The 12,652-nt window shown below is 59.9% G+C and carries 10 protein-coding genes; 5 read left to right on the plus strand and 5 right to left on the minus strand.

What is annotated here, in order from left to right; translation table 11 throughout:
* The first annotated feature begins 15 nt into the window (after positions 1 to 15).
* Positions 16 to 1,503, plus strand: coding sequence for an aminotransferase-like domain-containing protein (locus tag CFter6_RS14930; protein ID WP_150118775.1), 1,488 nt, complete (start codon positions 16 to 18; stop codon positions 1,501 to 1,503).
* 193 nt (positions 1,504 to 1,696) lie between these two features.
* Positions 1,697 to 3,610: a molecular chaperone HtpG gene (gene htpG / locus CFter6_RS14935; protein WP_061540605.1), complete on the plus strand. Its 1,914-nt coding sequence runs from the start codon at positions 1,697 to 1,699 to the stop codon at positions 3,608 to 3,610.
* A 92-nt stretch (positions 3,611 to 3,702) separates the two neighbouring features.
* Here the strand turns inward: htpG and CFter6_RS14940 are convergent, their stop codons facing one another.
* Positions 3,703 to 6,612, minus strand: coding sequence for a VIT domain-containing protein (locus tag CFter6_RS14940; protein WP_061540606.1), 2,910 nt, complete (start codon positions 6,610 to 6,612; stop codon positions 3,703 to 3,705).
* A gap of 203 nt (positions 6,613 to 6,815) precedes the next feature.
* Here CFter6_RS14940 and CFter6_RS14945 point away from each other — a divergent pair, with 203 nt between their 5' ends.
* Both CFter6_RS14945 and CFter6_RS14950 read left to right on the plus strand, forming a co-directional pair.
* On the plus strand, positions 6,816 to 7,415 hold the full coding sequence (locus CFter6_RS14945) for a sigma-70 family RNA polymerase sigma factor (RefSeq protein WP_061540607.1): 600 nt from the start codon (positions 6,816 to 6,818) through the stop codon (positions 7,413 to 7,415).
* Complete coding sequence (locus tag CFter6_RS14950) at positions 7,412 to 8,431, plus strand: hypothetical protein (RefSeq protein ID WP_061540608.1); 1,020 nt, start codon at positions 7,412 to 7,414, stop codon at positions 8,429 to 8,431. The genes CFter6_RS14945 and CFter6_RS14950 overlap by 4 nt, the downstream gene beginning before the upstream one ends.
* A 166-nt stretch (positions 8,432 to 8,597) precedes the next feature.
* On the opposite strand, the gene CFter6_RS14955 is transcribed toward CFter6_RS14950, so the two are convergent.
* From CFter6_RS14955 to kbl, 3 genes are all read right to left on the minus strand, one after another.
* Entirely contained in the window at positions 8,598 to 8,816 is a 219-nt protein-coding gene (locus CFter6_RS14955) for a FitA-like ribbon-helix-helix domain-containing protein (protein ID WP_061540609.1), read from the minus strand.
* A 214-nt stretch (positions 8,817 to 9,030) separates the two neighbouring features.
* Complete coding sequence (locus tag CFter6_RS14960) at positions 9,031 to 9,996, minus strand: NAD-dependent epimerase/dehydratase family protein (RefSeq protein ID WP_061540610.1); 966 nt, start codon at positions 9,994 to 9,996, stop codon at positions 9,031 to 9,033.
* A 24-nt stretch (positions 9,997 to 10,020) separates the two neighbouring features.
* On the minus strand, positions 10,021 to 11,244 hold the full coding sequence (gene kbl / locus CFter6_RS14965; protein ID WP_061540611.1) for a glycine C-acetyltransferase: 1,224 nt from the start codon (positions 11,242 to 11,244) through the stop codon (positions 10,021 to 10,023).
* A 92-nt stretch (positions 11,245 to 11,336) separates the two neighbouring features.
* Here kbl and CFter6_RS14970 point away from each other — a divergent pair, with 92 nt between their 5' ends.
* Positions 11,337 to 11,930, plus strand: coding sequence for a helix-turn-helix domain-containing protein (locus CFter6_RS14970; protein WP_061542382.1), 594 nt, complete (start codon positions 11,337 to 11,339; stop codon positions 11,928 to 11,930).
* Between the two features lie 95 nt (positions 11,931 to 12,025).
* Here CFter6_RS14970 and CFter6_RS14975 read toward each other — a convergent pair whose 3' ends face one another.
* The gene (locus tag CFter6_RS14975; protein WP_061540612.1) at positions 12,026 to 12,478 is read right to left on the minus strand and encodes an outer membrane lipoprotein; all 453 of its coding nucleotides are present in this window, start codon (positions 12,476 to 12,478) and stop codon (positions 12,026 to 12,028) included.
* Between the last annotated feature and the right edge of the window lie 174 nt (positions 12,479 to 12,652).

Here is a 12,652-nt window from a genome sequence, read left to right on the forward strand (position 1 = left end):
ACAGTAACCAGCACAGTGACCAACACAGTCCCTCCCCGCAAGCTGAGCAATGGCCAGTTGCCCCAGCCACCATCCGCCCCGCAGCCGCTGTCGCGCGACAGCGATACCTCGCTGGTCGAGCAGATCGTGCGCAGCATCGAGTCCCGCATCAGCGACCGCCTGCTGCGCAGCGGCGCGCGCATGCCATCGATCCGCCAGTTTGCCGACAGCCACAGCGTCTCGCGCTTCACGGTGGTGGAAGCCTACGACCGGCTGGTGGCCAAGGGTTGCCTGGAGTCGCGCCGCGGCTCAGGCTTTTATGTGCGCGAGCGTTCGCCGCTGCTGGCCGAACGCGGCAGCAATGCCGCCAGCGCTACAGGAAACCATCAACAGCCGCAACTGATCGATGTGGTCTGGCTGGTGCGCAATATGCACCAGCAGGCGCCGAACAAGAAAATGCCCGGCTCCGGCATGTTTCCCAGCGAATGGCTGGACGCCGACCTGATCGCCAACGCCCTGCGCAGCATCAGCCGGCAGAATCCGGCGCAATTGCTCTCCTACGGCATCCCGCAAGGTTTCTTGCCGCTGCGCCAGCAATTGCAGCTGAAGATGGCGGAACTGGAAATCGCCGCCACGCCGGAACAGTTTGTCACAACGACAGGCGTGACCCAGGGACTGGATCTGGTGGCGCGTCACTTTACTCAGCCCGGCGACGTCATCCTGGTCGACGACCCGTCCTGGTTCCTGATGTTTGCTTCGTTCGCCGCGCTGGGCGCCAAGGTGGTCGGCGTGCCGCGCCTGGCCGACGGCCCCGACATGGTCAAGCTGGCAGAACTGGTGGCGCTGCACAAGCCCAAGCTGTACGTACTGGTGTCGGTATTGCACAACCCGACCTCGACCTCGCTGTCGGCAGCCAAGGCATTCCAGATCCTCAAGCTGGCCGAAGAGCATGATTTCATGATCGTCGAGGACGATATCTATTGCGACATGCATCCCGGCTCGGCGGTGCAGCCGGCCACCCGCATTGCCTCGCTCGACCAGCTCAATCGCGTGATCTACATGGGCGGCTTTTCGAAGACGCTCTCGCCCAACCTGCGCTCCGGTTTCATCGCCACCTCGCTTGAACTGGCCCAGCACTTTGCCGACCGCAAGATGATGACCAACCTGACCAGCGCCGAAGTCGGCGAGCGGGTGGTCTATAAAATCCTCTCTGAAGGCCATTACCGCAAGCACCTGGACCGCTTGCGCAGCAAGCTCGACAGCGTGCGCGACCGCACCATCCGGCAGATGGAAAGGATAGGCATGACGGTCGACATCAGCACCCCGGCCGGCATCTTTGTCTGGGCCGATACCGGCCACGACACCAACGTGATGGCGGAAAAAGCCCTGGCCGAGGGCTTCCTGCTGGCGCCCGGCGCCCTGTTCTCGCCCAGCCAGCTGCCCTCCTCGCGCATGCGGATCAACGTGGCGGCGATGTCGGATCCGGCCATCTGGCGCTTCCTGGAAAAGGAATGTGGCAAGTGAGCGTGACAAATAAGTGTGACAAATAAGCAAGCCCGGCAGCCGCCAGGCAATCAGCTCTTGTAAAATCCGGATTGCTCCCCATTTTTTGACCAATGCACAGGATGAAAGCGGAGCCAGTCCGGCCACCTTGCCTTTTTATCGCTGATTTTTATCGTTTTGACATCACCTTTTCTACGTTTATATAGAGGAAACAATGGCCGTATCCGAAAAGCAAACCCTTGGTTTTCAGGCAGAAGTAAAGCAGCTGCTGCAATTGATGATCCACTCGCTGTATTCGAACAAGGAAATTTTCCTGCGCGAGCTGGTTTCCAATGCATCCGATGCCGCCGACAAGCTGCGCTTTGAGGCGATCAACAACGGCGCCTTGTTCGAGAATGACCCTGAACTGAAGATCAAGGTCGCTTTCGACAAGGCCGCGCGTACCATCACCATCTCGGACAACGGCATCGGCATGAGCCGCGATGAAGCCATCTCGCACCTGGGCACCATCGCCAAATCCGGCACCAAGGAATTCTTCTCGAAACTGTCGGGCGACCAGCAAAAAGATGCGGCGCTGATCGGCCAGTTCGGCGTCGGCTTCTACTCTGCCTTCATCATCGCCGACAAGATCACGGTCGACACCCGCCGCGCAGGCGCCGGCGCCACCGAAGGCGTGCGCTGGGAATCCGCCGGCGCCGGCGATTTCAGCATCGAAGCGATCGACAAGCCATCACGCGGCACCGACATCACCCTGCACCTGCGCGAAGGCGAAGACGAATACCTGTCGGCCTGGAAGCTGAAATCCATCATCCGCAAATACTCCGACCATATCTCGCTGCCGATCGTGATGCAGAAAGAAGAATGGGACGAAGAAAAGAAAGAAACCGTCGTCAAGGACGAGTTCGAGACTGTCAACCAGGCCAGCGCGCTGTGGGCCCGCAGCAAATCCGACATCACTGAAGAACAGTACGTCGAGTTCTACAAGCACGTCTCGCACGATTTCGAAGCGCCGCTGACCTACACCCACAACCGGGTCGAAGGCCGCAGCGAATACACCCAGCTGCTGTACGTGCCAAGCCGCGCCCCGTTCGATCTGTGGGACCGCAACAAGCGCGGCGGCATCAAGCTGTATATCAAGCGCGTCTTCATCATGGACGACGCCGAGCAGCTGATGCCGGTCTACCTGCGCTTCGTCAAGGGCGTGATCGATTCCAGCGACCTGCCGCTCAACGTCTCGCGTGAAATCCTGCAGGAATCGCGCGATGTGCGCGTGATCCGCGAAGGCTCGACCAAGCGCGTGCTGGGCTTGCTGGAAGAACTGGCCAACAGCGACGACCAGGCGCAAAAGGACAAGTACGCCAGCTTCTGGAAGGAATTCGGCCAGGTCCTGAAAGAAGGCATAGGCGAAGACGCCGGCAACAAGGAAAGAATCGCCAAGCTGCTGCGTTTTGCTTCGACCAGCAATGACGGCGAGGCCCAGACCGTTTCTTTCGCCGACTATATCGGCCGCATGAAAGAAGGTCAGGACAAGATTTATTACGCTACCGGCGAAACCTTTGCCGCCGCCAAGAACAGCCCGCACCTGGAAATCTTCCGCAAGAAAGGTGTTGAAGTCCTGCTGCTGACCGACCGCGTCGACGAATGGATGCTGTCCTTCCTGCAGGATTTCGAAGGCAAGGAACTGGCGTCGGTCGCCAAGGGCGGCCTCGATCTCGGCACACTGGAAGATGAAGCCGAGAAGAAGCAGCACGAAGAAACCGAAACCCAGTTCAAGGAGCTGGTTGAAAAGATGAAGGGCGCGCTGGCCGACAAAGCCAAGGATGTGCGCGTCACCTTCCGCCTGACCGATTCGCCGGCCTGTCTGGTGGCGGACGAGAACGAGTTGTCGGGCAATCTGCTGCGCATGCTCAAGGCCGCCGGCCAGGAAGCGCCGGACTCCAAGCCTATCCTGGAAATCAACCCGGACCATCCGCTGGTGCAGCGCCTGAAGTACGAAGAAGCCAAGTTCGGCGACTGGTCGCACATCCTGTTCGACCAGGCCCTGCTGGCGGAAGGCGGCGCCCTGGCGGATCCGGCCGGTTTCGTCAAGCGTTTGAATGAAATGCTGCTGGGCATGACCGGCAAGTAATTCCAGGCCGGTTTGCCGCCTGCTCCGCAGGACATGCATCAAGGCTGCCAGGCAGATTGTCTGGCAGCCCTTTTCTTTACGGCCGGCGGGTCTTACGGCGCGACGTCGAACTCACCGACAAAGACCGTATCCTGCCGATCCTTCAGGCGCAGCGTCACCATTTGTTCCTTCTGCCGGGGTGTGCCGAACGCGGTAGTCAGCTTGACCTGCAGAGTGGTGTCGCCGGCAATCAGCTGCTGGCTGTTGCCGTAGTAATTGGTTTCTATCTTGTACTTGCCCGGTTTTGCCTTGCGCAGCGAAAATTCCTCCGGCCCGTAGCCCTGCGTGAAATCGCGCGACATCCGGCCGCCCTGATGCGTCAACGGATAACCGTAGAAGCATTTTTCACCGTTCGGATCCGTCACCCACAGATCCATGTCGGAATTATCGGCATCCCAGGTCATCGCTACCCGCAAATCGAGCGGCATGTTTTTCAGAAAACGTGGATCGATCCGGCTGGTGTCGAGCGCAACGCCGGCAGTCGCCACGATCTGGTTCAGCTCTGCCAGGGCAATCGTTTCGATTTCCGGAAAGCGTGCATCCCACGGCCGCTGCACTACTTCGTACAACTGGTCGATCGCTTGCTGGTACTGCTTGTCGGCTGCATATGCCAGCCCAAGATCGCGGAACGATTGCGGCTCTTCCTCGGCCAGCTGCCTGACCTTTTCAAACACCGGGATAGCCAGCTGCGGGGCGCCGGCCTGCAGCAGGCGGTAGCCGAGTATGCGCAGCACGGCGCGGTTTTCCAGGTCCATCTCCGCCAGGTTGGACAAGACACGCAGCGCCAGGTCACGCTGCCCCTTCTCCAGCAAGATATCGGCGGCATCGAGGAAGAAGGCGCTGCTGTTGGCGTAGCCCGGCTTTTCGTCGAGATAGATGGCATACACGGTATCCGCCGTCGCCGCCTTCAGACGATCGATATAAGGCGCATTGGCGCTCCATTTCTGCAGCGCTACGCTGATTTGCGGCGCTGCGGTCGCAGTCCCGTTGCCAGCAACCGATTTTGACGAATAGTTTTCCCTTGCTTCAAATGCCCGCTGCAGCCCGGCAACTGGAGCCGGCGCTGGCGGCGGCATCGGTGCAGCCGCCACCGGCGCCGCCAGTTCTGGTGCCGATGCACTCTGCAACGGCACCCCGGCACCTGGCCGACGATCGCTGCGGACAGCTTCCGGCGTTACTTTCTTGGGCTTAGGCATGTCGTCTTTAGAAAAATCCCTCTCCCACCAGGCAGTCTTGCGCTGAAACTGCTGCAGCACGTTTTCCATATGCCGGCTACGCGTCTGCCTGAGGTCGCCGTCACGCAGTTTCTTCAACTGATTGAACGCTGCCTGATATTCTTGCGGCGGGACGACGTCATAGCGTACGTAATCGTCAAGGCGTTCAAGCACGATCAATGAAGTTTCGCGGGTCGCCAAGCCAAATTGCTGCCCGATGCGGCGGATCTCGGCACGATGCAAGTCACGATTGGCTTCCAGTTCGCGCAAGCGGTATCCGGCCCACAGGTAGGCTGCCAGCGGATGCGCAGGCGCCGTTGCCGAGAGCGGGATGAGCGTGGTTGTCAGCCGGCCGTTTTGCCGCGTAGTGAGCGTAAGCTGGGCTTCCGGATTACGTAAACGCCCGGCGACGCGGAGAATGCCGTTTTTGGCATCATGCGATTCGATTTGCAAATCGCCGGCGCCGGCCGCTGTCAGCGTTTCCACGTGCGCCGATTCGCTCAGCAAGGCTTGCGTCGCCGCAGCTACGGATTGCGCCGAAACCTGTACCAAGCGGCCGCCGGTATTTTCCGCCCAGGCAGACAGCAGGCTGGCGTCGGCCGCCAGCGCCGAGTTCAAGGCGTACAGGCGCTGACCTGCAGCAAGCTTGGGGAAAACCGCATTACCGTAATTGCTCAAACCATCGCTCACCAGCAGGTATTCGCCGACATCCGCCTCCTGTTTCCAGTCGCCCAAAGCACTGGCGCCATCGTAGGCGGTATTCTGCAAGGCCTGGCGCAAGGCGCTCCAGTTGCCGTTGGCGATATGGAAGGACTGCTCCGGCTCCGGCCTGTCGCGCAAGCGGGTCAAACGCACTTCTGCATTGCCGGCTGCCTTGAAATAACGATCGAGAACGGCAAATTCCGCATCATGATCGCGCCCCGCACCGGAGCCCGAACTATCCCACAACAAGCCGATCACTTTGGGCAAGCTACGCGCCGTGTGCGTCTCGGCCACCGGTATTTCAGTGACAAACCACATACCGTCATCGCGCAGCTGGGTGTAAGTCTGCGGCTTTTCGCTGGCAGGTATCAGCAGATTGAGCATGCCGCTGGCGGCAAATCCGCTTTTATTGACATGCATCTGGTACTGTTCGCCGGTGCGCACCAGGCCAATCGCGCCCAGGCTGCCGCTGGCCTGCGGCGCGGCCATGGCGCCGTGCACGTTCAGCGTCAGATCGAAATCGCGCATGCGGTCGCCGTAAGCCAGCGGCAAGCGGTACTGCCAGTTCTTGCCCTGGCGCGCCAGCGGCTCCACGTATTTGATCTCAACCGTGCGCGTACCGTTGGCTGGAATCGGATAGATCCGCAATTTGAAATTATTGCCCTGGGTAGCTTCCAGCAAGCCCGGATCGACCCGGCGTCGTTCGATTGCTTCGAATATCTGACGTCCCTTGGCTTTTTCAACCGGCACGGCAGGCCGCTGCCGCCCTTCGACATCTAGCGAAAAACCGACGATCTGCTGGCCTTCGAGCAAAGGAAATTGCAGCTGCCCCTCAAGCAAGCGCCGGTTCGGATTGAAGAACACCATCTGCACCGTAGTCTGCGCCATGCCGCCGCTGATCTCGCCGCTGACCTGCAGGCTTTGCAGCACAATCGGTTGTTCCGCTCCGTTAGCGACGATCAGCCGCGGCGGCACCACCGTCCGCGCCTGCGCCATGGGAAGTAGAAACAGCAGCGCGCATAGTGCGGCCAACAAGCCTCGTAACATATTATTCTCCGTTTATGCCGATACGCCGGCTTGTGATATGAAACGAAGCAGTTTCTAAAACGGGGTTAAATCCGCAAAAAAATTCTGGTTCAGGAAAAAATGGCTGACAGGCAAGCATTCATAGGCTTATTGCTTTCTTGCACGGCACAAGTCACAATCGGCGCTACCGCCCTGCCGGGCAGAGAAACTGCCGCCTATCCGCCATGCCCGCCGAACCCTCCGATGAATCGCTGATGCTCAATTACCGCGACGGTGATCTGGCTGCGTTCAGGGAGCTGTACCGGCGCCATAGCCAGGGCTTGTACAGATTCATTGCCTGGCGTTCGCCGCGCCGCGACTGGGTCGACGAGATCGCGCAAGACAGCTGGGCCGGCCTGCACCATGCACGCGCCGGCTATCAGCCGGAATCGCTGTTCCGGACTTACCTGTTCCAGATCGCACGCAATCGCCTGATTGATCTGCTGCGCCAACAGCAAACCTTGCTGGCCAGCGAAATGGGGCAGGACGGCGATGAACAGACGGCGTTCGATTACCTGGCCGAAACAGCGCAGGAAACGCTTTCACCCGAAGCCCTGCTGGAAAACCGGGAGCGCATCGCCAGGCTGCACACGGCGATACGGCTGCTGCCAGGAGAACAGAAAGAGGTTTTGATCTTGCAGCAATTTAACGGCATGAGCCTGGCAGAGATCGCACTGATTGTCGCCGCGCCGGAAGAGACCATCAAGAGCCGGTTACGCTATGCCATGCGCAAATTGCGGCAACAACTGACACCAGACCTGGATTCCAGCGAGGAGGCGGCATGACATCTGAAGACAGGCGGCTGGACGACGCCGAATTCGAGGCCTTCCTGCAAGGCCATGGCGAACTGGCGCGCCAGTTGCAGGGACTGCCGCAGCCTGCGCCTTCCGCTGCGCTGGACGCCGCCATCCTGGCGCAGGCCGAAACCATGCTCAAAACGGAAACGCCGCTGCAGCAGGCGGCCAATGACGCCTTGTCCGGCAAACCCGGCAAGGCGGCCAAACCGCGCTTCTTGATGCGCTGGTCAACCCAACTAGGCATGGCTGCTTGCATGGTGCTGGCGGTGCTGGTCACTTTGCGCTGGCAGACAGAGCCGGCGACGCAGTCTTACGATACGGCCCCCCAAGCCGAACCGGCGCCACCGCCTGCCGCGCCAGCAGCGGCGCCAGCGCCGTCAGTAAAGTCAGTGGAGCCGGTTGAAAAGAAAGCCCAGGCAAAGCCGGACCTGGCGCGCCCCAAAGCCGCTGCCCGCAGCGCGCCGCCGGCAGCAAAAGCTGCGCCGGAAGCGAAGTCACCAACCCAGGCCCAGGATACGCAAGCCGCACCTGCTCCGACGCCAGCGCCCATTGCAGGTAGAGAAAACTACGCCGTTTCGCCATCGCAGTTGGCAAATCCGGAAAACCTGCCGTCGAAAGCCCGGGCAATCATTGTGCCGCGGGCGGCGGTCACGGCCAGTCAGCCATCAGCGATTGCAGATCCCGCAGCGGCGTACTCGCCTGCTCCGGCGCCGATAGTTGCGCCACCGGCTCCAACATACTCGTCGGCTCCTGCCCCGGCGATAGCGTCTGGCGCCACTGCTGCTGCAGCGCCAACGGAATCGGAATCGGCGTCCGTCGCCACCCAACCGGGAAAACCGGAATCGCCCGCACGAGCCGAGGCGTGGCTGTCAGTGATTGATCAAATGCTGAAGGCAGGCTTGCGCCAGGATGCGCTGGAAGAATGGGAGAAATTCAGGCATGCCTATCCCGGCTATCCGGTACCGGAAAAATTGCGCGCGCAGATCAGGCTGCAGCAGAAATAGAGACGACGCAGAACATGCATGCCGAGCTAGCCGGCTTTCATAAAATGAATATCGCATCAGGATCGACCGAACGCCAGAACTCTTGCATTCCACGGTTGGCCTTTGCCCCTTTGCGGGACTCGCTGATCACATTGCTATTCAACAGAGGCACGCTTTACTCCTGAATTTATTCTCGGAGTTTGCGCGCGTCGAAGTCCTTGTCTTCCCCGACATTCGGCATGCTCAATAAAAATTCCACCAGCGAGCGCCGCTGCGGGCGCTGCAGCGCTGCCCGCAGGATTTCCCTGTGTTCGGATTCGGCACTGCGGCCATGCGCAGCAGCCTGTTGTTTGAGTGCCAGAGTGAGTTCTTCTTCCAGGTTTCTAACCACCAGGTTTGTAGCCATAGCAGCTCCTTGAAATTGATTGCAACGCTATCAATTTGGCGAATTTCTGCAATCAATGCAGGCATCCTGCCGACCATTAGTTGGTTTTTAACAAATAATATGCGCCTATCGGACGGCGCAGTCGTGGACAAGAAGAAAATTACTTGAATGCTTATGAAAAAAGCCGGGAGACAAATTGTCTCCCGGCTTTTACCAAAAGGCCTCAACCGATACCTCAGGCGACTTGCTTTTCCTGGCTTACCTGCTTACGACCGACAAGATGCGCCAGCATGTCGTCAACCATCTCGCTCAGGCTATACGCCGGACGCCATGCCCAGTCTTGACGTGCACTGGCATCGTCAATCGAACGCGGCCACGCATCGGCGATTGCCTGGCGGAAGTCCGGCTTGTAAGCGGCCTGGAAAGTTGGCACACGCTGCTGGATGATGGCCACCAGCTCGCGCGGCGAAAAACTCCACGCCGCCAGATTGTATGAGCCGGCCGTCTTGAGATTCTCTTTCGGCGCACTCATCAGTTCAATGGTGGCGCGCACAGCGTCAGGCATGTACATCATCGGCAATGTGCTTTCTTCACCCAGGAAACTGGTGAAGCCGCTGCCTTCAGCCGCGGAAAACAATGCCTGGATGGCGTAGTCGGTTGTACCGCCGCCGGGTTCCGCCGAATAGCTGATCAGGCCCGGATAACGCAAGCTGCGGATATCCATGCCGTATTTTTCCGCATACCAGGTGCACCAATGTTCGCCGGCCAGCTTCGAGATGCCGTAGACAGTCTTCGGATCCATAGGGCCGACCTGCGGCGCATTGTCGCGCGGGGTCGAAGGGCCGAATGCCGCGATCGAACTGGGCCAGAACACTTTCGACAATTTGGCCTGGCGCGCCACTTCCAGCACGTTCAGCAAGCCCGTCATGTTCAGGTTCCAGGCCCACTCCGGATGCTCTTCGCCTTTGGCGGACAAGGCCGCCGCCAGGTGATAGATTTCACCGATGTCGTGTTGCTGCACCACCTCCGCCAAATGCTTGGCGTCGGTCACATCCAGTTTTTCGTAAGCCAGTTCCTGATGCCGGCCAAGCGCCTGTATATCGCTCGCGACAACCTGTTTTGCGCCATGCAGCTTGACCAGTGCGGTCGTCAATTCGGTGCCGATCTGGCCGTTGGCGCCGATTACCAATATTTTTTTCATCTCTTGTCTCTTCAGTTCTGCTCTTCAGTTCTTCACCAGGCCCAGCTCTTCGCCGGCCTGCCGGAATATGCGCACGGCGCGTTGCAGCGTTGCTTCGTCATGGACCGCCGACATCTGCACCCGGATCCGCGCCTGTCCTTGCGGCACCACCGGATAAAAGAAACCGACCGCGTACACGCCCAGCTCGTAGAGGCGGCGCGACAGGTTCTGCGCGACCACGGCGTCGTACACCATCAGCGGCACGATCGGGTGGGTCCCAGGTTTGATCTCGAAACCGGCTTCAGTGATGGCTTTGCGGAAATAGACGGTGTTGCGCTCCAGGCGGTCGCGCAGCTCGGTAGACGCTTCCAGCAGGTTGAGCGCCTCGATAGAAGCGCCGACGATCGCCGGCATCAGGGTGTTCGAAAACAGGTAGGGCCGGGAGCGTTGCCGCAGCAGGTCGATCACCTCGCGCCGGCCCGCAGTGAAGCCACCGCTGGCCCCGCCCAGGGCTTTGCCAAGGGTGCCGGTAATGACGTCGACCTTGCCGAAGATGCCGCGCGCTTCATGCGTACCGCGTCCGCGTGCACCCATGAAGCCGGTGGCGTGGCAGTCGTCGACGCCGAGCAAGGCGCCGTATTGGTCGCACAGCTGGCGGATCACATCAAGCTGCGCCACGGTGCCGTCCATCGAAAACACGCCGTCGGTAAACACCATGGAAAAACGGGCGTTGTCGGCCTTGGCCTGTTTCAGGCAGCGCTCCAGGTCTTCCATGTCGTTGTGGGCGTAACGATAGCGTTTCGCCTTGCACAGGCGGACGCCGTCGATGATAGAAGCGTGGTTGAGCGCATCGCTGATGATCGCGTCCTGCTCGCCCAGCAAGGGCTCGAACAAGCCGCCGTTGGCGTCGAACGCCGCGGCGTACAGGATGCAGTCCTCGGTGCCCAGGAACGTCGCCAGGCGCTGTTCCAGTTCGCGATGGATATCTTGCGTGCCGCAGATGAAACGTACCGAGCTCAGGCCGAAACCATGGCTGTCCAGGGCCGCGTGGGCGGCCTTGATCAAGGCCGGGTGCGAAGACAATCCGAGGTAATTGTTGGCGCACAGGTTGATCAATTCACCGCTGGCGGTATTGATCTTGCCGCCCTGCGGGCCAAGGATCAGGCGCTCGCTTTTCAGCAGGCCGGCGGCCTCGATCCCGGCCAGCTCGTCGCGCAAGTGGCCATAGAAGCCGGCAGCGCCTGCCTGGGTAGTGATGTCTTGTGTCATTGTCTGCCTCGATCTTATATAATATATTGCTTCAATTCGATATATCGAACAAGAATTCCACGATAATGCACAAAAACGAGGTTGTCAACCAGATGAGCAGCAATTCAGGAAAAAATTTGGAGGATGCACCGCCCAAGGTCGGCGATACCTTGGTCAAGCTGCGCCAGGCCGACGGGCTGTCGCTGGATGCCTTATCGAAACGCGCCGGCGTCTCCAAGTCCATGCTATCGCAAATCGAGCGTAACCAGGCCAATCCCACGGTTGCCGTGGTGTGGCGCCTGGCCAACGCCCTCGGCGTGCCGATCTCGCTGCTGGTGGACGGCAACCAGCCGGTCGCGGCCTCGATTGAAACCTTGCCCAGCCACGCCACGCCTTCGCTGCGCTCGCGCGACGGCCATTGCGTGCTGCGCATCCTGGGGCCGATCGAACTGGCCGGTCAGTTCGAATGGTACGAACTGTCGGTCGAACCCGGCGGCTGCCTCGACTCGGAGGCGCACGAACCGGCTTCGCGCGAACACCTGACGGTCTTGTCCGGCATGCTGGAAGTCCAGAGCGGCAGCAACATCACCAAGATCAAGGTCGGCGAAACGGCGCGCTATGCGGCGGACCGCCCGCACTACATCAAGAATGTCGGCAAGAATGCTGCCAGCGCGCTGCTGGTGGTGATCCATAACGGCGGCCAGTAGCAGGCAAATAAGCAGTCCCGCCCGCACAATAAAAAAGGCTGGAAGACATGATTGTCTTCCAGCCTTTTTGACTTTACAGCCGCTTGCTCCGGCTGTTAGTGGGTTACCCGGGTAACGCCGCCTGAAGACAGCAAACGCACGCGGTCGCCAACGTTGAAACGCTCGTCGGCATCCTGGGTAATAGCACGCAATTCGCCGTTGCTCAGGCGCACGGTGATTTCCAGGCCTGGACGCTGATTCAGGTTGTTTTCCACCTGGTTGCCGGCAATCCCGCCGAGCACCGCGCCGACCACGCCGGCTGCAATCGATCCGTTGCCTTTGCCGATCAGCGAACCGGCGCCTACCGCGCCAAGCGCGCCGCCAGCCAAGGTGCCGGCGCCGCCGCCGGTGTTCTTGTCGATAGTGACCGGACGCACCGAATCAACCACCGCCATGCGCACCGATTGCTCGCCCTGGGCTTGGTGGCTGGTATATACATTTGCCGAATTCGGCGTTACAGCGCAACCGCTCAAGGCCACCAGGGCCGCGACTACGATCAGGTTCTTCATTCTTGATAACTCCATCATAAATTGCTCTTACACAAAAATTGCCGCATGACCCGCGAAGCGCACCGACAGAGGGGTTGCCCGGGTACGGCGCCGTTACTTGCAGCGTTGGACAGTGAATCAGTGGATCAGGTTTTCGCCAATTCTGCTCATTTTATCAATTTTTCACAGGCAACT

Source organism: Collimonas fungivorans (assembly GCF_001584145.1).
Taxonomy (GTDB): domain Bacteria; phylum Pseudomonadota; class Gammaproteobacteria; order Burkholderiales; family Burkholderiaceae_D; genus Collimonas; species Collimonas fungivorans.